Source organism: Pedobacter sp. A2324, from assembly GCF_059693705.1.
In genome coordinates, this window is the sequence record NZ_JCASSK010000003.1 from 1 (window position 1) to 20,579 (window position 20,579).

Sequence of the window (20,579 nt, forward strand, 5' to 3'; positions counted from 1 at the left end):
ACAATTGTACCCGACCAAACAGTGACGAATCGACGAATAAACGCCGACCTAAGGGTTATGAGTGTATCCAGATATATAAGCGTCTACACGACTTTTTGCAGCATCAACCGTATGATTGATTAATAGCAATAGATGATGTAAGTTTCTGTTTGAGGGATTGAAAGAATGGACAAGCAGCACGTGTTAAAACAAGCCGATACTACAAAGGACCGTTATGGATTGTTTAAAGTCATTCAAACCATCCTATGATGTTGAGATACATGTGTAGACCGCGTCGATAGTGCCTTAAAAGCACTATGACTAAACAAATTCGCTTTTGTTAAAAATTGTTAACTATATATAGGTAGTGAATTGCTTTGCATAGCTTAGCGGCGAATTGTTTTTATTGATGTTATCGTATTATTAATTATCTTTGCAGAATGTTTAAAGTTAAACACTTAATTATTTTAGTATTTATAGCCGCTTTAGGTATTGCGGGTTGTAAAAGTCGTTTCGAGAAATTGAGAGCGAGTAATGACGTTGCAAAAAAATATCAGGAAGCCCTTCGACTGTACAACAAAAGGGATTACAGTAAGGCACTTGTGCTTTTTGAAGACCTTTCTCAAAAATACCGCGGTCGTGCAGAAGCCGAAGATTTAAATTATTACTACTCTTATACCTTATATAGATTAAGCGATTATACTACTGCAAGATATCAGTTCAAAAGCTTCGCAGATACTTATCCGGCAAGTAAAAATGCAGAGGAAGCCCGTTATATGGCCGCATACTGCTATTACCTGGAGTCACCTGTTTTCTCACTGGATCAGGAGAACACCTATAAGGCTATTGACGCGCTTCAATTGTTTATCAACTTATACCCTACAAGCGACCGTGCAGCGGCAGCAGGCAAGTATATCGCTGATTTGAGAACAAAACTGGAAGACAAGGCTTTTGAAAATGCGAAGATGTACTTAACAACAGGCCCGAGTAATGTAGATAATTACAGAGCAGCAGTTATTGCACTTCAAAACGCACAAAGAGACTATCCGGATATAAAATATGCCGAAGAAATGGATTTCCTAATGATCAGGGCACAATATCTGTATGCTAAAAACAGTTATTTATTCCGTCAGGAAGACCGCTTTAACGAAGCAATCTCTTTATATACTGCTTTTGCTGACAAATATCCCGACAGCCCTTTTTCCAAAGATGCTAAAGGATTAAAAGCTGATGCCGAAGCAGGGATCGTTTTGACAAAACAGGAAATTGCGCTCAATAATAATGAGCAGGAAAAATACAGACAAATGCTGATTAGAACCGGAAAGATTAAAGACACTGTGTCTGCGACTCCTCCAAACAAATCAGAAATAACAAATATTAAAAACAAGTAATACATGAATACTAACAAACCTGCTGTACCAAACACTACAGTTACCAGAAATGTGCACGATTTAGATAGAACTACAGACAATCTTTATGAGTCTTTAGTTGTAATTGCTAAAAGAGCAAATCAGATTTCGAACAACGTTAAAGAGGAGTTGCACGGTAAATTAGCAGAATTTGCATCAAGCAACGATAATTTGGAGGAAATTTTCGAAAACCGTGAGCAAATTGAAATCAGCAAGCACTACGAGCGCATGCCTAAGCCTGTTTTAGTAGCGATGGATGAGTTTTTGAATGGTAAAGTTTACCACAGAAACCCTGCTAAAGAACAAAAATAATATTGGCACAATGCATGGAGTTTGGAGCCGAGCGTTTAGAGTATGCTCTTTGCACTATGCTTTAAACTCCTTGCTTAATGCTCAACAATAAAAACATTATACTTGGCGTTTGTGGCAGTATTGCAGCCTATAAGTCGGCCTTTCTGGTTCGTCTTTTGGTTAAAGCTGGTGCAAACGTCAAAGTTATTTTAACCCCTGATGGCGCAAATTTCATTACGCCACTCACCCTTGCTACGCTTTCTAAAAACCCGGTATACACCCAATACTTCGAAGAAGAAACCGGGGTATGGAGCAACCATGTAGAATTGGGTCTTTGGGCTGATCTCATACTCATCGCGCCCACCAGCGCAAACACACTGGCAAAACTGGCGACCGGAATATGCGATAATCTCCTCACTGCAGTTTATCTTTCGGCTAAGTGCCCTGTTTATGTAGCTCCGGCAATGGATCTCGATATGTGGAAGCACGAAACAACCCAGCAAAACATTGCCAGGGTTACGAGCTACGCAAATACCATCATTTATCCCACAAGCGGCGAACTGGCCAGCGGACTTTACGGCGAAGGTAGAATGGCCGAACCTGAAGAAATTGTTTTATTCTTAACCAATGCCATTAAAAAATCGCTTCCCTTGTTTGGGAAAAAAGCGATGGTAACAGCAGGCCCCACCTATGAAGCGATTGACCCCGTGCGTTTCATTGGCAACCACTCTTCCGGTAAAATGGGTTTTGCCCTTGCTGATGAACTGGCAAGGCTGGGCGCAGAAGTAACTTTGATAGCTGGTCCAACCGCCCAGAAGACTGAACAGTCTTTAAAAAGGGTCGACGTGGTAAGTGCCGAAGAAATGCTGAATGCCTGTTCTTCCCTGTTTCCTGAAACAGATATAACCGTCATGTGTGCAGCCGTAGCAGACTACCGCCCTAAGACGGTTTCAACCCAGAAAATTAAAAAACAGGAAAATGAGCTGGTGCTGGAACTGGAAAAAACAACCGATATACTGGCCTCACTGGGAAAAGTAAAGAAACCCGGGCAGATCCTGGTTGGCTTCGCGCTTGAAACGAACGATGAAGAAAACTATGCCAAGGGAAAGCTGGAAAAGAAAAATCTCGATCTTGTAGTACTCAACTCTTTAAACGATAAAGGAGCAGGTTTTAAATCTGATACCAATAAAATTACTATTTTTAACAAAGCATTGCAACGTACCACCTTTGAAACAAAATCGAAAGTTGCTGTTGCTAAAGACATTTGTGAGGCTATCTTAAAATTGTAAGATGATAAAGAAAATCGTTTGGATATTATTATTGTTGGTTACCGGCAAAATACATGCCCAGGAGCTTAATGCCCGGGTTACAGTTTTGGCACCTCAGGTTTCCAACATTAGCAAACCTGGTTTAGAGGCATTGCAAAAAACAATCCGTGATTTTTTAAACAATAACAAGTTCAGTAATGAAAACTACAGACCCAATGAACGTATAGATTGCAGTTTTATCATTACCATCAATTCATGGGATGGCGGATCAGGATATACCGCTGAAGCACAGATTCAAAGTAGCCGACCTGTTTTTAACAGTACTTATAACAGCACTTTGTTGAATATGAGCGATAAAAACTTCGACTTCAGTTTTAATGATGGTTCTACCATAGATTTTTCAGACCAGAACTACATTTCCAATATCAGTGCCTTGCTCTCCTACTATGCTTATACTATTATTGGATTAGATAAAGACAGCTTCGCCCGTATGGGAGGAACACCATACTTTAAAAAAGCACAGAATATCATTAACCTCGCTCAGGCTTCAGGAAACACCGGCTGGAAAGCAGCCGACGGACTTAGAAATCGTTTCTGGTTCAATGAAAATGTTCTAAATCCGGTTTTCAAAGAGTTAAGGAATTTCATTTACAGCTACCACCTTAATGGCCTGGATCAATTAACCGATAACGACAAGGGCCTTACGCAAATAGTGGCAGCGTTGCCTGCGTTACAGGAAATGGATAAACAAAAGCTGGGCTCTATTTTTCCAAATGTCTACTTCGCATCAAAAGCCGAAGAAGTAACCAATGTCCTGTCTAAACTGAATACGCAGGAAAGAATCAAAGCTTACAATATGCTGGCCGAAATTGATCCTGCAAATATCGGAAAATACGAGGGACTAAAACAATAATCAATAGATTTCCTGGCCTGATGCAGAGGCGAATCCATGTTCCTGAGCTCCATGGGAGCAAAAAAACTGAACATCAATAATTTTTTTCTAAAATATTTTGTTTATACGAATATCTTCGTACATTTGATTACGAAATAATTCGTACAACTTGTAACAATATGACTGCTAGCAATATCAAACCAACAGAAGGCGAAATGGAAATCCTGCAGGTGCTTTGGCAAAGAGACCGGGCAACTGTGAGGGAAGTTCATGAAGCGCTGAATAAAAAAGATGCCGGATATACCACCACTTTGAAACTGATGCAAATCATGCACGAGAAAGGTATGGTAGAAAGAGATACCAATCAGAAAACACACATTTATAAGGCAATTGTAAACCAGGATAAAACGGAAAAACAACTGGTAAATAAAATGATTGATAATGTTTTCAATGGTTCAGCTGCAAGGCTTGTGATGCAGGCACTGGGCAATCACAGTGCAAGTGCCGATGAAATTGATGAAATTAAAAAATATTTAGATAGCCTGAAATAAGTCGAAGAACCCAAAAATCACCATTATGGAAACTTTAGTACAACAATTTGTTAAAGCATTTGGTTGGAGTATATTGAACTCCCTCTGGCAAAGCGCCATCATTTATGGTATCCTATTCATTATCATGCTTAGCCTGCCTAAGCTAGCTGCCAAACACAAGCACAACCTCGCTTTTGGTTCAATTATCTTCATGTTTGCAGGTTTTGCCTATAATTTTTTTCAGCAAATTATGATTACCGCACCTAAGCAGTCTCCCGGGCTTAGCACAGATCAAATTCAGGCGTACCAGTATTTCAACAACCTCCCTCCTAGTTTCGCCAGCAGGGCAGAGCAATATTTCCCTGTAGTGGTTACATTTTATATCATTGGCATTTTATTACAGCTTTTCGTAATCGCAAAAGGCTATAAGCAACTGTCGAAATTAAAAAAGGATAGCCTGGGCATTGTTCCTGATGAATGGAAAGCCATATTTGCTCACGTAACAGAGAAGCTTAATATTAAAAAGCAGATACAGTTTAACCTGTCAGCTTTAGTTAATGTTCCTTTAGTAATTGGCTACCTGAAGCCGGTGGTATTGTTTCCTGTTGCCTTGGTCAATCAATTGGATCATGATCAGGTAGAAGCGATATTGATCCACGAACTCTCTCATATCAGAAGAAACGATTTTCTGTTAAATCTGATCAAAACAGCTATTGAAACGTTGCTTTTCTATAATCCATTTGTATGGATGGCCGGCAGGTTTATCCACATCGAACGCGAACATGCCTGCGATGATCTGGTACTGAAAATTACCGGCAAACCACTGAACTATGCACATGCGCTGCTCAAGCTGGAACTTCTTAAAGATAAATCGAGCCCTGCATACGCAATGGCTGCAACAGGGAAAACACAAAATTTATATCAACGCATTAAAAGAATAACCAATATGAAAACGAATTATTTAAATGCAAAACAACAAATGGCTGCCCTTACCCTGGGAATAGCCTGTATTTTCTCGATTGCATGGATTAATCCCGCAGAAAAAACCAAGGATAATAAAAAGTCTGTGGTTGAACAGGTGATAAGTTCTAATGATAAATCGAATGATTTACAAACAATCATATTCCAGGATACTACTAAAAAACGCAAATTAAAAATAGTCACCATAGATAAAAATGGGAACAGAACAGAATACAGTTCTATGAAAGAAATCCCGGATAGCATCAAAAAGGATCTTGATGCGAATGAATTATTTTCAGGTCGGAATGTCTTCCGCATCACTTCTGATTCTGGTTTCAAATTCCGTGATTCGGTTTTCCATGCTAAAATATATAAACAGTTCAATTCTCCCGAGGCCCAGGCTAAATGGAAAAAATTTGGCGAAGACTTAGCAAAAAAGTATAATTCGCCAGAAGAACAAGCGAAATGGAAAAAGTTCGGTGAAGATGTGGCAAAGGAATATTCTTCACCCGAAGCACAGGCAAAATGGAAGAAATTTGGTGAAGATATCGCTAAAGAATACAACTCGCCTGAAGCACAGGCTAAATGGCAGAAGTTTGGTGAAGATGTTGCAAAACAGTATTCGTCGCCTGAAGCCATTGCTCAGTTTGAGAAATTGGGTGAGCTGGTTGCTGCCTTGCCAAATGTTGAAAATCTCAAAGGAGATACTAAGGTGAGACTTTATTCAGGCGACAATTACGCAAAACTGAAAGACCTGAGGCGTTTGAAGATTGATACTGCCTTCAACAACAGCCGGGAGATCTATACCTTTGATTCAAATAATGGTAACGTACTCTACCTGAATGAAGATTCAAGGAAGCTTAAAAATTCCGAAGAGTATAAAAAACTTAAGGAAAAATTCGATAAAGAAGTGAAAGAACTTAAAGCGAAGATGGAAAAATCGGAGCAAAAAGAAAAACCTAAAAACTAAACAAACCGAACAAAGTGATACAGCGGAGAAAATTCTCCGCTGTTTTTGTTTTATACTGGCTGTTGAAATAACTTTTAGTATTTTCGTAACCAAGTATGCTACAAAAACTTTCTATTCGTAATTACGCATTAATCGATAGCCTCGATATCGGATTTGATAAAGGATTGAATATCATCACCGGAGAAACAGGTGCTGGAAAATCCATTATACTAGGTGCATTATCACTTATTTTAGGACAGCGGGCGGAGAGCAAATATTTCTTTAATCAAGATAAAAAATGTGTTATTGAAGGAAATTTTGTGCTTGCCGATGAAAATTTAAAAGAAATATTTGAGGAGTACGACCTGGATTTTGATCGGGAAAGTATACTTCGCAGGGAGATCTCAATAGATGGAAAATCAAGGGCCTTTATCAATGATAGCCCGGTAAACTTAGCTACGTTGAAACAAATTGGCGAAAAGCTGATCGACATCCATTCCCAGCATGCAACCCAGGAAATTAATGATGCATCTTTTCAGTTGCTTATTGTAGATGCGTTGTCCAGCCACCATACTTTGCTCGCCGATTATCGCTTGGGTTTTAAAAGACTCAGGCAAGAGCGCAATCGCTTGAAAACACTGATAAGTGATGCAGATGAGGCCAGAAGCAAGCAAGACTATGAACAGTTTCTATTTAACGAGCTGGAGCAAGCTCAGCTGAAAACCGGAGAACAGGAGGAGCTGGAGATTGAACTTGAAAAGCTTACTCACGCAGAAACGATAAAAAGGGCGTTGCTCACAGCTACAGGCCTATTAACTGAGAGCGAGCCGTCTGGTTTGCAAATGTTGAAAGAGGCCCAACTACAACTGCAGGGTGTGGAGAGATTCGATCCGACGATCAATACACTTTATGAGCGACTTAAATCATCTATTATTGAAATTAAAGATATTGCCGATGAGGTTTCAGTTATCGAGGAGAATACCCTCCATAGCGCCGGGCGTTTAGAAATCATCAACCAGCGTTTAGATTTGTTCTATTCTCTGCAGCAAAAGCACCGCGTAAGCAGTAATGACGAATTATTGGCGCTACAGCATCAGCTGGAACAAAACCTGAACCAATTGCTTTCATCGGATGAAAATATCGAAAAACTGCAAAAGGAAATTGAAGTGCTTAAAACAACGCTTACCAAGCAGGCAAACCAGTTAACCCAAAACCGCAAAAAAGCCATTAAGGTGGTTGAGGATGAAACCAGTAAAACCCTTAAAAATGTTGGTATGGCCAGTGCCCGTTTGGTACTGGAACAAAAGCCTCTCAGCGAGTTGGGCAAAGATGGTTTGGATGAAATTACTTTATTGTTTACGGCAAATGCCGGTCAAAGCCCTGCGCCTGTAAATAAAGTCGCTTCAGGAGGTGAACTATCCCGTTTGATGCTGGCGATTAAAGCATTGCTGGCGAAACACACCTCACTCCCAACCATTATTTTCGATGAAATCGATACAGGCATTTCAGGCGAAACGGCCTTGAAAGTTGGAGAAGTCATATCGGCACTTGGAAAAAATATGCAGGTAATTTCAATTACTCACCTTCCACAGATTGCTGCTAAAGGAGAATCTCATTACTTCGTGCATAAGAATGAGTCTGGAGGTAAAACAACCACCGGTATTCGTAAACTGAAACAAGGAGAACGCGTGGCCGTTATTGCAGAGATGTTGAGCGGAAGAAATCCTGGTGCTTCGGCAATAGAAAATGCGAAAGAATTATTAAGGTAAATATTTTTTTCATAAAACTAATTATTTAGTTATTTTTAAGGAATGAAGTCTTTACTTTTCTTTATTCTTCTCCTTGCCTGCTACGTAGTTCAAGCCCAGCAAACCATTACCTTAAGCGGAACCATTAAAGACAAAAATGGCGAACCACTTCCTGGAACGGGTGTGTATGTAAGCGACTACAAAATTGCTACATCTACTGATGATAAAGGTAGATATGCCCTTAAATTAAAAGCTGGAAACTATAATATCCTGGTACAATTACTTGGTTTTAAGGCCACTAATAAAAATGTAGTGATCAACGATCAACCTGTAAACCTCAATTTCACTTTAGAACAAAGTGAAACACAATTGTCGGATGTAACCATAAAACCTGATCCTAACCGCTTACATTATCTAAATACCTTTAAAACCTATTTTATCGGCTTAACTGAAAATGCTCAGAAATGTAAAATGCTTAACAGCGAAATCCTGCGTTTTGATTACGATAATGAAAAAAGAACCCTAACCGTTCAGTCCGACGAATTTCTGATCATAGAGAACAAAGCGTTAGGATATAAAATCAAATATCTCATTAAAGAATTTCAATACGATTACAAAACCAGAATTGTTTATTATGAAGGTTATCCTAATTATGAAGACCTTCCGGGCACAGACAACCAGAAGAAAAAATGGGCGATCAAAAGATCAGAAGCCTATAATGGCTCGTCACAACACTTTTTTAGTGCCTTATTCAACAACACGATTAAAGAAGAAGGGTTCATCATCAATAAACTGATCAGAAATCAGGTTCAGGAAAATCTTGCAGATAGCATTATCCAGGCACAGGTTGGTGGATTTACCTCTACTCTGCTTACCCTGCCAGGCACACACCAGTTTGGTTCACCGAAAACTACAAATACTGCGGTTACTATTTCGAAACCCAAACAGTCGAAAGGCTTTGCAGCACTAAATAGGGCGGAAATTTTAACAGACACATTAGTTCACCGTTATAATGATCAAATTAAAAAGATAGATTTCACAAATGTACTTTATGTGATCTACACCAAAGAGCGCGAAAGCTCAGGTTTTAAAGCCCGTATTGGCATGCCGGTGAACAGGCCATCAGAATTGAACAATACTCAGATCTCTTTGATCAACATGACATCCCCGCCGGCATATTTTTATAAAAATGGTAGTGTTTACAACCCCCGTGCAATGCTTTATGAAGGTTACTGGGCCTGGGAAAAGATAGCAGATAGCGTTCCAATGGATTATATACCAACAGGAAAATAAGCCCTGAAGTGTTAAAATTGTTAAATATATTTGAACATTTTAATAAATATTCCGCCTTTTGGCTACATTCGTCATTATGTATAAACGCCTTTTAGTCGCCCTGCTATTCTTCATTTTAGGCGCTAATGCACTTGCACAAAACACGTTCTCCATCAGTGGCATTGTTAGGGATAAAAAGGACGGCTTGCCGGGGGCAAGCATATACCTGAGTGGGTACAAAGTTGCTACTGTAGCTGACAACAACGGGAGGTTTAAGCTCACTAACCTGAAACCCGGAAGCTACGATTTACTTGTACAGATTGTTGGATACCTGCCCTATTCCAAAAGTGTTATTATATCAGACAAATCAGTAGAGGTTGATCTGGTACTGAAAGAAAATGTTGCGCAACTTGATGAGGTTACGGTTCGGGCAGATCCCAATCGTCAGAAATATATTAACCAGTTTAAGGAATTTTTCATCGGAAAAACTCCAAATGCAACGCAATGCAGAATTTTAAATCCACAGGTCTTGAACGTAGATTTTGATATTACCAAAAGTACACTCACTGTTTCTACAACTGAATTTCTGGTCGTGGAAAACAAAGCTCTGGGATATCGCTTAAAGTACATGCTCGACCATTTCGAATATAACTCGAGAACACACATCATTTATTATTCAGGGCATCCTTTTTTCGAGGAATTAAAAGCATCCGCAGCCAAAAAAAAGAAATATATCGCCGCACGTGAGGTTGCCTACTATGGTTCATCACAACATTTTTTCAGGTCACTGTATGCAGGTAAAAGCCAGGAAGAAGGATTTATTATCAACAAAATGGTAAAGATCCCAAACCCAAACCGATATCCTGAATACCTCATCAATGGTAACCTGGAAAAAATTAAAGCCGTGGCTGAGAAAACAGGAATCAGGCAAAACAAAGGAAAGATAGATACTGCTTTACTGGCGTTCTGGACCAAACAAAAGGAAATGCCAAGAACTATTGATAAATTCTCAAGGGCCGATGTACTCACGGATACGCTGGTACACTACTTTAATCAAAACCTCAGATACCTGAACTATACCGACGGTTTACTGATTCAATATACCAAAGAAAAAGAATCTCTTGCTTATTCTAAAACAGGTTTCTGGATTTTCAGACCCTTAGATGTACCCGAAAATGAGATCTCTGTGGCCAACTTAACTGAAGGACCTGTTCGGTTCTACGAAAATGGCGGTATCTATGATTCGCGTTCATTACTCTATGAAGGCTATTGGGCATATGAAAAAATCGCAGATATGGTACCCATGGATTACATTCCGCTACCTAAGAAATAAGAACATCTGAGATGGATGCGCTGAAAGTGATTGAATTATTTTATAGCAAATTGTTGAAAAGTAGCCTTACCTAGCCGATCAAATTGCTAACTTTATTAGTAATTTTAGATCATGATTGGTGACGAAGAAAAACAATATTTTAAGGGAAGAGGCGCTCAGGTAAATCCGCATAACAGATTTCTAAAAGATGTTTACGTAAAAGAACATGATGAAGGGATTGATGATTGGGAAGAAAGTGATCGCAAAACAACCTTCCTCTTTGAAAATTCGAAGACTATAGTAAACAAAGTGGATAGCCCGGATGTGGGCATGGCTTATTCACTGAACCCATATCAGGGCTGCGAACATGGCTGTACCTATTGTTACGCACGAAATTCTCATCAGTACTGGGGCTATAGTGCAGGCCTGGAATTTGAGCGGAAAATTATCGTAAAAAAGGATGCCCCTGCCCTATTCAAGAAATTTCTGGAGAAAAAAGGTTGGGATGCCGCCACGATTTCCTTATCTGGCAACACCGATTGTTATCAACCTGCCGAAAGACAATTTAAACTCACCAGACAGCTTTTAGAAATAGCGCTCGAATATAAACAGCCAATAGGCATGATCACCAAAAACTCGCTTATTCTGCGCGATCGTGATATTCTGCAGGAAATGGCCAAACTTAACCTGTGTATGGTTTATGTTTCCATCAATAGTTTGAATGAGGAATTAAGACAGGTAATGGAACCACGCACCACTACAGCAAAACAACGGCTTAGAGTTGTTGAGGAACTGAGCAAAGCCGGAATTCCGATGGGCGTGATGGTTGCGCCGCTCGTGCCCGGCTTAAGTGATCATGAAATTCCAAATATTCTTAAAGCAATAGCCAGTGCGGGCGCTGTTAAAGCAGGTTATACCGTGGTCAGATTAAACGGCGCGATCGGGCAGATATTTGAAGACTGGCTCCGGAAGAACTTTCCTGAAAGGTTTGATAAGGTGTGGCACATGATCCAAAGCTGTCATGGCGGCAATGTAAATGACAGCAGATTTGGCGACAGGATGCGGGGTGATGGAAATATTGCCAAAATGATTCGCGACAATTTCAGGCTGCATAGCCGGTTAAACGGATTAAACCAAAACGATATCATATTAGATCATACACTTTTCAAAGTTCCCAGGAGTCAGATGACCTTGTTTTAGCATCACCATAACGTCAATAAATTTAGCTAAGCTTGAAAAAACCACCTCTTTCACTTAGTTTAGGTGCATGAAGATTGCACTTATTACCTACCTGGATCTGGGAGCCTACGACAGCGAAACTGTTGAATCGGAAGACGACAAACTCCTTGGATTTTTAAAAGCCAAAGGTTTAGATATAGAAGAAGTAATATGGAATGATCCGGCAGTTAATTGGGATGATTATCAACTTGCCATTTTAAAATCTCCATGGGACTATTTCGATCTCATTCAAGACTTTTATCAATGGCTTGATCTACTGGAACAAAAAAGCATCAGACTATTAAATCCTGTCAATACCATTCGCTGGAACAGCAATAAACATTACCTCAAAGAAATTGAACAGGCAGGATTGAAAATTACACCTGGTGTTTTCGTAACCGCAGCCGACCAGATAGATCTAAATGATTTTTTTGAAAAATTTAATTCGGATAAGCTGATCGTAAAACCTTGTATCAGTGGAGGTGCGAAAAATACCTTTAAGGTAACGAAGGCCAACGTAACAGAAATCCACGAAATATTGAATGAATTAAAGAAGAAAGAAGATTTTATCATTCAGCCATTTTTGCCTGAGATTCTGGAAAGTGGAGAATGGTCGTTTGTATTTTTCAATGGAAAATATAGTCACACCTTAATCAAAAAAGCGAAGGCAGGAGACTTTAGGGTGCAACCTGCACATGGCGGCTCTGTCCATCCGCAACATCCTGAACCTTGTATTATCGAAACAGCTGCGAAATATGTAAACCAGTTTGCCAAAAATTGCCTTTATGCACGTGTTGACGGAACTTTCGTCCAGGACGAATTTCTATTGATGGAGTTGGAACTTATAGAGCCGTTTCTTTTCCTGAATACTGATCCGCAAAACTATGAGCGATACTACCAGGCGTTAATGGAGCTCATATAATAACGCCGCAAATAAGCGATGATAGCTTAAAATGCTAAAGGGCTTCAATATTGATTATGATATTATCTCGCTCCAAGCACCTGCACCCAGTAAATACCAGATTTTGCTGCGCCCATTTCTTTGAAGGATGCATTCATGATGTTTTTGCAATGACTTTCGCTTTTAATCCAATCGGTAAAAACCTGCGCTTCTGTCGTTTGTCCTTCAGCAAGGTTTTCACCAACGGTTAACCAGACATAACCTGCAGCCTTTGCCCTGTCGCCCACAGTTTCGCCCTTACCGGAAGTATGTACCAATTGCTTAATAGATGCCATGTAGTTGCTTTGATAAATCGCAGCTGAAGCTAAATTAGCATTCCAGGTTACTGCAGCTACGGCAGGCATCGGGGTTGTACCGCATGTACAGCCTGCCAGTCTTGTATCATTCACCAGTTTTAAAAGGGCATCATTGTTAATATTTGTCGTAGTCGATGCTTCGATTTTTAAGGTTGTGGAAGCTTCTGAAGCAGAAGTGTCAGTTCCTTTCTTGCAGGATGAGGCAAAGCAAAGCACCACAAGGCACATCATTTGGTTAGTTAAAGATTTCATTAGAAAGTTTGTTTGTCGAAAGATACAGCGATTTTTGAGAAATATTTACGCCCAAACAAAAATATTCACATTTCTGGATGTGATTAAGCAAAAAAACTCCCAATTTTCATTGGGAGTTTTTCATTTTATTTACTGGAAGAATCTTCCTCTTTAGGGGCTTCCTTTTCTTTTTCACCTTTTTTATGCACAACTGAAATCACTTCAGTTGTTTTATCATAATCAATTTCCAAAACATCTCCTTCAGTAAGCTCGCCCTTCAAAATCTCTTCTGCAATCGGATCTTCAAGATATTTCTGAATTGCCCTTTTCAACGGACGGGCGCCGAAGTTGCTGTCAAAACCTTTCTCCGCTATATATTCTTTAGCGTTTTCAGTTAAGGCAATTTCATAACCCAATGTATGAACACGACCAAATAATGCTTTCAATTCAATATCGATAATTCTGAAGATTTCTTCCTTACCCAGGCTATTGAATACTACAACATCATCAACACGATTTAAAAACTCTGGTGCAAAAGCACGTTTCAATGCGCTCTCTATTACACCACGGCTATGCTGCTCTGCCTGGTTAGTTTTCGCTGAAGTAGAGAAACCAACACCCTGACCAAAATCTTTAAGCTGACGGGCACCTATATTTGAAGTCATAATGATGATTGTATTTCTAAAATCAACCTTACGTCCTAAACTATCAGTTAACTGACCTTCGTCTAAAACCTGTAATAAGATGTTAAATACGTCAGGATGCGCTTTTTCGATCTCATCCAGTAAAATTACCGCATAAGGTTTTCTTCTTACTTTTTCAGTTAACTGTCCACCCTCTTCGTAACCAACATATCCCGGAGGCGCACCCACTAATCGTGATACAGCAAATTTCTCCATGTATTCACTCATGTCGATCTGAATCAATGCATCATCACTATCGAACATAAAGCGTGCAAGTTCTTTCGCTAACTCCGTTTTACCCACACCGGTAGGACCTAAGAATATAAATGAACCAATTGGTTTTTTAGGGTCTTTTAATCCTGCTCTTGTACGCTGAATGGCTTTCGTTAATTTTTTGATCGCATCATCCTGACCAATAATCTTCTCAGCAACCTTATCGTACATATTCAAAAGCTTCTGGCTATCTGTTTGTCCAACGCGCTGAACCGGAATACCAGTCATCATGGCTACAACTTCAGCTACGTTATCTTCCGACACCTCGTAACGCTTGGTTTTTGTTTCAGCTTCCCATTCGGCTTTAGCCTTATCTAATTCCTCAATCAGATTTTTCTCTGTGTCACGCAGTTTTGCTGCTTCTTCATATTTCTGACTGCGAACAACCTTATTCTTCTCAAGCTTGATATCTTCAATTTTAGCTTCGATATCAATAATATTCTGCGGAACGTGAATGTTAGTTAAATGCACTCTTGATCCCGCCTCATCCAAAGCATCAATGGCTTTATCAGGTAAGAAACGGTCAGAAATGTAACGTGAGGTTAAAGTCACACAAGCTTCAATCGCGTCCTGAGTATAAGTTACACCATGGTGCTCCTCATATTTATCTTTAATACGCGTTAAAATTTCAATGGTTTCGTCTGGTGTAGCCGGCTCAACCATCACCTTCTGAAAACGGCGGTCTAGCGCACCATCTTTCTCGATATACTGGCGATATTCATCTAATGTAGTCGCGCCGATACATTGAATTTCGCCCCTTGCTAAAGCAGGTTTGAACATATTCGATGCATCCAGCGAGCCCGAAGCGCCACCTGCGCCAACGATAGTGTGAATCTCATCAATGAATAAAATTACATCAGTAGATTTTTCCAGCTCGTTCATCACCGCTTTCATACGCTCTTCAAACTGACCACGGTATTTTGTACCCGCTACCAGTGAGGCAAGATCAAGTGTGACAACACGTTTTCCAAAAAGTACACGCGATACTTTACGTTGAACGATGCGTAAGGCCAAACCTTCAGCAATTGCCGATTTACCAACACCTGGCTCACCTATTAAAATAGGATTGTTCTTTTTTCTACGCGACAGAATCTGTGATACACGCTCGATCTCTTTTTCGCGGCCAACAATCGGATCCAGACGACCCTCTTCTGCTGCCTTGGTTAAATCACGACCGAAGTTATCTAAAACAGGTGTTTTAGATTTAATATCGGAAACTTTCTTAGGGGCACTAAAGCTCTCCTCTTCACGATAATCATCATCGCCTCCTGTAGATGCGCTGTTTGAAATATCGTCCCTAAAACCATTTTTGTTCACCTCTACCTCCTGTTTAAATACATCATAAGTAACACCATACTGCAATAGTATCTGTGAGGCGATGTTATCATCATCTCTAAGAACAGACAGCAATAAGTGTTCGGTTCCAATTAAATCGCTTTTAAATATCTTAGCTTCTAAGTAAGTAATCTTTAAAACTTTTTCGGCTTGTTTAGTTAAAGGAATATTACCCAGATTAACTGTTACACTCGAAGTACCGCGAACGGCATCTTCAATTGAGCGGCGCAATTTACCAGTATCAACTCCCAACGATCGTAAAATCTTTATAGCCATACCATCGCCTTCGCGGATGAGGCCCAATAATAAATGCTCGGTTCCAATGTAATCGTGCCCTAAACGCAGCGCTTCCTCTCTACTGAAAGAGATCACATCTTTAACCTGTGGTGAAAATTTTGCTTCCATAATTCCTTTCTTAACAGCTACGTCCCTAAACTATAAAATTAATTATAAATAGCGTACTTACTGTTTTCTTTATTTTATCAACAATTGCGCCATGTAGGTGTATAAACACCCTTTTACTCGTATTAACTTGCTCAATACTTACCCAGGAATAACGACGGTAATAATATTTTAGCCTTTATCTATCTACGTAATAAGTGTTTTTTAAGTTTTAAAAACACATTTATTGCAGGAAGTTTAAACTGATTTGATCAATGTCTGTGTATTGTAAGTATTTCATCAGCCAATGAAACTGACAATTTGTAACTTTTCACTAAGGCAATTTACAATTTTTGACAGGAAAACAAAAAAATCTGACATCAATTGCGGACCGAGTAAGTGAATTACAACCTTGAAAAGACGAATTTTCCATTAACTTAAAGTTCCCATCGAAATAACCTTAACAATACCGTTTTGTTTTAGAACAATGCTGTTGTTAATAAGAAAATAATCTTCATTAAACCTTCATAATCGATATCTACTTTTGTTTCAGAGAGCGTTAATTAAGAATGGGGGCTAGATTGTCATGATCTGGCTCCCTTTTTTTTTTGCAACAATCAGCCACTAATCGTTTTGAGTGAAAGTCTGAAGAAATTTCAGAGGTGTATCAGGGAAAGCGGACGGCAACTCATAAAGGCATGTTTTAGGTTATTTGACAAAAATCAAAAAGCTTTTTAAGCTTATAGAATCTGCGCATACAAATTTCCCGTATGTACACTAAAATTAAATCGCATTAATGTCCTTCTTTGCATACCGCTTCGTGATTATGATGATGTTGCTCACCGCTTTTGCAGGAAGAATTACTGTTTACGCGCTGACAGAATCAAAATTGTTAACAGAAGTTTCCAAAAATGATTCCGGCGAAAAACAGGAAAAGGAAGATTCAACGGAAGACAAAGTAAAAATCACCGACATTATAGTACCTACCGGATTTAAATTTGAATTCATCAATACCAAAAATCAAGCATCGACTTTATTTGCAAATAATTTCAATCTTACCATTTGTCACCTTCCTATTTTGATTCAGCCGCCTAAAAACCAGGCCTGTTAATCTGATACAATTCCATTTTTTTCTATTAAAACCTTATTGAAATGATAAAACTTAAACACTTTATCATTGTGGCTTTGTGTGCCATAATGAGCCCGATTATATTTACAGCCTGTAAAAAAGACAGAGGCAACGACCAGGAAATGTTAACTGCCGGACCTGACCTAAATTTTTATGCATTAACCTCTGATAGCAAGTTACTGTTGATTAATGCCAAAAATCCATCTGCAGTTGTCTCTCAGGTGAGTATTTCGGGGTTACAAACCGGAGAATCCATTTTGGGAATTGATTTCAGACCAGCAACAGGTCAGCTTTATGGCATAGGAAGCACTAGCCGCTTGTATGTTATTGATCAAAAAACCGGGGTTGCAAGATCTATTGCCACGGCAGCATTCACACCTGCTATTTCAGGTTCATCAGTAGGATTCGATTTTAATCCTACTGTAGACCGGATTCGCCTGGTAACGAACACAGGTCAAAACCTGCGTTTAAATCCGGAAACAGGTACAGTTGCAGCAACAGATGGGTCAATTAACGGGGCTACCAATGCACGTGTAGCGTCTGTAGCTTATACCCAAAACAAAGCCGGAGCAACAACAACCGTGCTTTTTGATATAGATGCAGCAACAGACAAACTTTACAAACAAGATCCGCCAAATGATGGAAAACTGGTTGAAGTAGGTTCGCTTGGATATGATGTTGATGAAACAGGTGGTTTTGATATTAATCCTGATGGTACCGCAGCAATTGCCGCAATGACCAGTGCTGGTGTTTCCGCATTATATACTATCGACTTAAATATGGGAAAAGCAGCTAAAATTGGCAATATAGGTGCAACAATTACTGCCATTGCTATCCCGACGGAAGCCGTGGCATATGCGGTTTCAAACAATAATGAATTGCTCATTTTCAATCCCTTTGCTTCAACACCGGCAATCAGTACCAAAACCATTTCAGGTATTCAAACTGGTGAGAGTATTTTAGGAATCGATATGCGCCCTGTAAACGGACAATTATACGCTCTGGGAAGTACCAGCCGTATTTATACCATCAATGCATCATCTGGTGCAGCAACCTTGGTAGGTACTGGTCCGCTAAGTACACTGCTTACCGCCACACAGGTTGGTTTCGATTTCAATCCATTTGCCGACAGGATCAGAATAGTAGGCATCAATGGGCAGAATTTCAGAATTAACCCGGTAGATGCTTCGTTAACTGTTGACGGCATGATATCAATAACCACTGCAGCCATATCAGGCTCAGCATATACTAATAACTTCGCCGGAACCGCTACGACAGTGTTGTACGACATCGATTCGACAGGTGACAGGCTCTATAAACAAGACCCGCCAAACGCTGGAACATTGGTAGATGTGGGTGCGCTAGGTGTGAATGTTGAAGCCAATAATGGTTTTGACATCGGCGGCACTAGTGGCCAGGCTTATGCACTGCTTACTGTAGGTGGAACCCAGAAAATTTATAGCATTAACTTAACAACAGGCGCGGCAACCGCAGGTGCTACCATTGGCACAGCTGCCAGAGGATTCGCACTCGGTTTAGGCTTTTAATTCATAAAGTTAACCAGTAAAAAAAGCGGCAGTTCTAGAGAACTGCCGCTTTTTTTATGAAACATCAGGGTACGCTAAACAACTCCCCAACAAAGTGATCAAATTTTATCCTTTTTTCTTGGCGGTGTTCTATCTTTGTGCGAATTGGAACAACAGATACATACTACCTAAATACTGATCGCCGTTTCAAAAAACATGTAAAAATTTATAAATCAATATGTCTGACGAGAAGATAATATTTTCAATGGCAGGAGTAAATAAAATTTACCCTCCACAAAAACAGGTTCTAAAAAACATATACCTTTCCTTCTTTTACGGTGCCAAAATTGGTGTAATCGGTTTAAATGGCTCAGGTAAATCATCATTACTGAAAATCATTGCCGGCCTGGATAAGTCATATCAGGGCGAAGTGGTGTTCTCTCCGGGTTACTCTGTAGGGTACCTGGCGCAGGAGCCGATTCTGGATCCTGATAAAACTGTACGTGAAGTCGTGGAAGAAGGTGTTGCCGAAGTGACTGCACTTTTGAAAGAATATGAGGAGGTAAACGAAGCATTTGGCTTGGAAGAAAATTACTCCGACCCTGATAAAATGGATAAGCTGATGGCCCGCCAGGGTGAGCTTCAGGATAAAATTGATGCATCAGGTGCCTGGGAACTTGATTCTAAGCTGGAAAGAGCAATGGATGCACTTCGTTGTCCTGATCCTGAAACCAAAATAGGCGTACTATCAGGTGGAGAACGCCGCCGTGTGGCCATGTGCCGTTTGTTACTCCAAAAACCAGACGTATTGTTACTAGATGAGCCTACCAATCACCTTGATGCAGAAAGTATAGATTGGTTAGAGCAGTTCCTGCAAAATTACGAAGGTACTGTTATTGCAGTAACCCACGACAGGTACTTCCTGGATAACGTAGCAGGCTGGATATTAGAACTCGACCGTGGTGAAGGTATTCCATGGAAAGGAAATTACAGCAGCTGGCTGGACCAGAAAGCCAAGCGTTTATCTCAGGAAGAAAAAACCGAGAGCAAACGCCAGAAAACGCTTGAGCGTGAATTGGAATGGGTGCGGATGGCGCCGAAAGCGCGCCATGCAAAATCCAAAGCACGTTTAGCTAATTACGATAAGCTGGCCTCTGAAGACGGAAGAGAAAGAGAAGATAAACTGGAACTATTTATTCCTGCAGGTCCCCGTTTGGGTAATGTGGTGATTGAGGCTACCAACGTAACGAAGACGTATGGCGATAAAGTATTGTTTGATAACCTGAATTTCTCGCTTCCTCCTGCGGGTATTGTTGGAATCATAGGCCCCAATGGTGCAGGTAAAACCACGCTATTCCGTTTAATAACCGGTCAGGAAGAGGCTGATAACGGTACGTTTCGTGTTGGCGAAACTGTAGAGTTGGGCTATGTGGATCAGATGCACAATGATCTGGATGCAGATAAAACTGTTTACGAAAATATTACTGATGGCCTGGACAATATCCAGTTGGGTAATAAAGCTGTAAATGGCCGTGCCTACGTTTCTAAATTCAACTTCAATGGTGGCGATCAGCAGAAAAAGGTAGGTGTTCTATCTGGGGGAGAGCGAAATCGTGTTCACTTAGCCATTACGCTTAAAAAAGGTGCTAACGTACTATTACTGGATGAGCCTACCAACGATATTGACGTAAACACCTTACGGGCGCTTGAAGAAGCACTGGAAAACTTTGGTGGCTGCGCTGTGGTAATCAGTCACGATAGATGGTTCCTCGACAGGATTTGTACGCACATTCTGGCGTTCGAAGGTAATTCGGAAGTATATTTCTTTGAAGGTAACTACTCTGACTATGAGGAAAACCGCAAAAAACGTTTGGGTGATGTAACTCCTAAACGAATCAGGTATAAAAAACTTGATTAATGGCTGAACAAAGCGCAA

General features: G+C 40.1%; 16 protein-coding genes. 14 read left to right on the plus strand and 2 right to left on the minus strand.

Features of this window, described 5'->3' with window-relative positions; genetic code table 11:
* Positions 1-419: 419 nt before the first annotated feature.
* The 11 genes from AC570I_RS09320 to AC570I_RS09370 all read left to right on the plus strand — a co-directional run bounded on the left by AC570I_RS09320 (position 420) and on the right by AC570I_RS09370 (position 12,750).
* The gene (locus tag AC570I_RS09320) at positions 420-1,370 is read left to right on the plus strand and encodes an outer membrane protein assembly factor BamD (RefSeq protein WP_316800288.1); all 951 of its coding nucleotides are present in this window, start codon (positions 420-422) and stop codon (positions 1,368-1,370) included.
* A gap of 3 nt (positions 1,371-1,373) precedes the next feature.
* Positions 1,374-1,700, plus strand: coding sequence for a DNA-directed RNA polymerase subunit omega (locus tag AC570I_RS09325; RefSeq protein WP_047798485.1), 327 nt, complete (start codon positions 1,374-1,376; stop codon positions 1,698-1,700).
* A gap of 77 nt (positions 1,701-1,777) precedes the next feature.
* Complete coding sequence (gene coaBC, locus AC570I_RS09330; protein ID WP_497405248.1) at positions 1,778-2,968, plus strand: bifunctional phosphopantothenoylcysteine decarboxylase/phosphopantothenate--cysteine ligase CoaBC; 1,191 nt, start codon at positions 1,778-1,780, stop codon at positions 2,966-2,968.
* A gap of 1 nt (position 2,969) precedes the next feature.
* On the plus strand, positions 2,970-3,860 hold the full coding sequence (gene porD / locus AC570I_RS09335; protein ID WP_497405249.1) for a type IX secretion system protein PorD: 891 nt from the start codon (positions 2,970-2,972) through the stop codon (positions 3,858-3,860).
* 158 nt (positions 3,861-4,018) lie between these two features.
* Positions 4,019-4,390 carry a BlaI/MecI/CopY family transcriptional regulator gene (locus tag AC570I_RS09340; RefSeq protein WP_047798488.1) on the plus strand — a complete coding sequence of 124 codons (372 nt, stop codon included), beginning with the start codon at positions 4,019-4,021 and terminating at the stop codon, positions 4,388-4,390.
* Between the two features lie 25 nt (positions 4,391-4,415).
* Entirely contained in the window at positions 4,416-6,299 is a 1,884-nt protein-coding gene (locus AC570I_RS09345; protein WP_497405250.1) for a M56 family metallopeptidase, read from the plus strand.
* Positions 6,300-6,394: 95 nt separating this feature from the next.
* Positions 6,395-8,047: a DNA repair protein RecN gene (recN, locus tag AC570I_RS09350; RefSeq protein ID WP_497405251.1), complete on the plus strand. Its 1,653-nt coding sequence runs from the start codon at positions 6,395-6,397 to the stop codon at positions 8,045-8,047.
* Between the two features lie 42 nt (positions 8,048-8,089).
* Positions 8,090-9,319: a carboxypeptidase-like regulatory domain-containing protein gene (locus tag AC570I_RS09355; protein WP_497405252.1), complete on the plus strand. Its 1,230-nt coding sequence runs from the start codon at positions 8,090-8,092 to the stop codon at positions 9,317-9,319.
* Between the two features lie 76 nt (positions 9,320-9,395).
* Positions 9,396-10,631 carry a carboxypeptidase-like regulatory domain-containing protein gene (locus tag AC570I_RS09360; RefSeq protein WP_047798492.1) on the plus strand — a complete coding sequence of 412 codons (1,236 nt, stop codon included), beginning with the start codon at positions 9,396-9,398 and terminating at the stop codon, positions 10,629-10,631.
* 111 nt (positions 10,632-10,742) lie between these two features.
* Positions 10,743-11,810 (plus strand): PA0069 family radical SAM protein, encoded by a 1,068-nt coding sequence (locus AC570I_RS09365; protein WP_497405253.1) that lies wholly within the window; start codon positions 10,743-10,745, stop codon positions 11,808-11,810.
* A 67-nt stretch (positions 11,811-11,877) separates the two neighbouring features.
* Positions 11,878-12,750, plus strand: coding sequence for an ATP-grasp domain-containing protein (locus AC570I_RS09370; protein WP_497405254.1), 873 nt, complete (start codon positions 11,878-11,880; stop codon positions 12,748-12,750).
* 62 nt (positions 12,751-12,812) lie between these two features.
* Here the strand turns inward: AC570I_RS09370 and AC570I_RS09375 are convergent, their stop codons facing one another.
* Together AC570I_RS09375 and AC570I_RS09380 are read right to left on the minus strand one after the other, a co-directional pair.
* Positions 12,813-13,337 carry a CAP domain-containing protein gene (locus AC570I_RS09375; protein ID WP_497405255.1) on the minus strand — a complete coding sequence of 175 codons (525 nt, stop codon included), beginning with the start codon at positions 13,335-13,337 and terminating at the stop codon, positions 12,813-12,815.
* 125 nt (positions 13,338-13,462) lie between these two features.
* Positions 13,463-16,012: an ATP-dependent Clp protease ATP-binding subunit gene (locus AC570I_RS09380; RefSeq protein WP_316800279.1), complete on the minus strand. Its 2,550-nt coding sequence runs from the start codon at positions 16,010-16,012 to the stop codon at positions 13,463-13,465.
* Between the two features lie 772 nt (positions 16,013-16,784).
* Between AC570I_RS09380 and AC570I_RS09385 the strand changes: the two genes are divergently transcribed.
* From AC570I_RS09385 to ettA, 3 genes are all read left to right on the plus strand, one after another.
* Positions 16,785-17,099: a hypothetical protein gene (locus AC570I_RS09385; protein WP_497405256.1), complete on the plus strand. Its 315-nt coding sequence runs from the start codon at positions 16,785-16,787 to the stop codon at positions 17,097-17,099.
* 41 nt (positions 17,100-17,140) lie between these two features.
* On the plus strand, positions 17,141-18,664 hold the full coding sequence (locus tag AC570I_RS09390) for a DUF4394 domain-containing protein (protein ID WP_497405257.1): 1,524 nt from the start codon (positions 17,141-17,143) through the stop codon (positions 18,662-18,664).
* 217 nt (positions 18,665-18,881) lie between these two features.
* Positions 18,882-20,561, plus strand: coding sequence for an energy-dependent translational throttle protein EttA (gene ettA, locus AC570I_RS09395; RefSeq protein WP_047798499.1), 1,680 nt, complete (start codon positions 18,882-18,884; stop codon positions 20,559-20,561).
* The last annotated feature ends 18 nt before the right edge of the window (positions 20,562-20,579 follow it).

What these genes read in the sequence shown, in the direction of transcription:
- AC570I_RS09320 (WP_316800288.1), top strand. Translation starts at nt 420, where the DNA reads ATGTTTAAAGTTAAACACTTAATTATTTTAGTATTTATAGCCGCTTTA.
- AC570I_RS09390 (WP_497405257.1), top strand. Translation starts at nt 17,141, where the DNA reads ATGATAAAACTTAAACACTTTATCATTGTGGCTTTGTGTGCCATAATG.
- AC570I_RS09380 (WP_316800279.1), bottom strand. Translation starts at nt 16,012, where the DNA reads ATGGAAGCAAAATTTTCACCACAGGTTAAAGATGTGATCTCTTTCAGT.
- AC570I_RS09340 (WP_047798488.1), top strand. Translation starts at nt 4,019, where the DNA reads ATGACTGCTAGCAATATCAAACCAACAGAAGGCGAAATGGAAATCCTG.
- AC570I_RS09370 (WP_497405254.1), top strand. Translation starts at nt 11,878, where the DNA reads ATGAAGATTGCACTTATTACCTACCTGGATCTGGGAGCCTACGACAGC.
- AC570I_RS09345 (WP_497405250.1), top strand. Translation starts at nt 4,416, where the DNA reads ATGGAAACTTTAGTACAACAATTTGTTAAAGCATTTGGTTGGAGTATA.
- recN (WP_497405251.1), top strand. Translation starts at nt 6,395, where the DNA reads ATGCTACAAAAACTTTCTATTCGTAATTACGCATTAATCGATAGCCTC.
- AC570I_RS09365 (WP_497405253.1), top strand. Translation starts at nt 10,743, where the DNA reads ATGATTGGTGACGAAGAAAAACAATATTTTAAGGGAAGAGGCGCTCAG.
- coaBC (WP_497405248.1), top strand. Translation starts at nt 1,778, where the DNA reads ATGCTCAACAATAAAAACATTATACTTGGCGTTTGTGGCAGTATTGCA.
- AC570I_RS09375 (WP_497405255.1), bottom strand. Translation starts at nt 13,337, where the DNA reads ATGAAATCTTTAACTAACCAAATGATGTGCCTTGTGGTGCTTTGCTTT.
- AC570I_RS09385 (WP_497405256.1), top strand. Translation starts at nt 16,785, where the DNA reads ATGTCCTTCTTTGCATACCGCTTCGTGATTATGATGATGTTGCTCACC.
- AC570I_RS09360 (WP_047798492.1), top strand. Translation starts at nt 9,396, where the DNA reads ATGTATAAACGCCTTTTAGTCGCCCTGCTATTCTTCATTTTAGGCGCT.
- porD (WP_497405249.1), top strand. Translation starts at nt 2,970, where the DNA reads ATGATAAAGAAAATCGTTTGGATATTATTATTGTTGGTTACCGGCAAA.
- AC570I_RS09325 (WP_047798485.1), top strand. Translation starts at nt 1,374, where the DNA reads ATGAATACTAACAAACCTGCTGTACCAAACACTACAGTTACCAGAAAT.
- AC570I_RS09355 (WP_497405252.1), top strand. Translation starts at nt 8,090, where the DNA reads ATGAAGTCTTTACTTTTCTTTATTCTTCTCCTTGCCTGCTACGTAGTT.
- ettA (WP_047798499.1), top strand. Translation starts at nt 18,882, where the DNA reads ATGTCTGACGAGAAGATAATATTTTCAATGGCAGGAGTAAATAAAATT.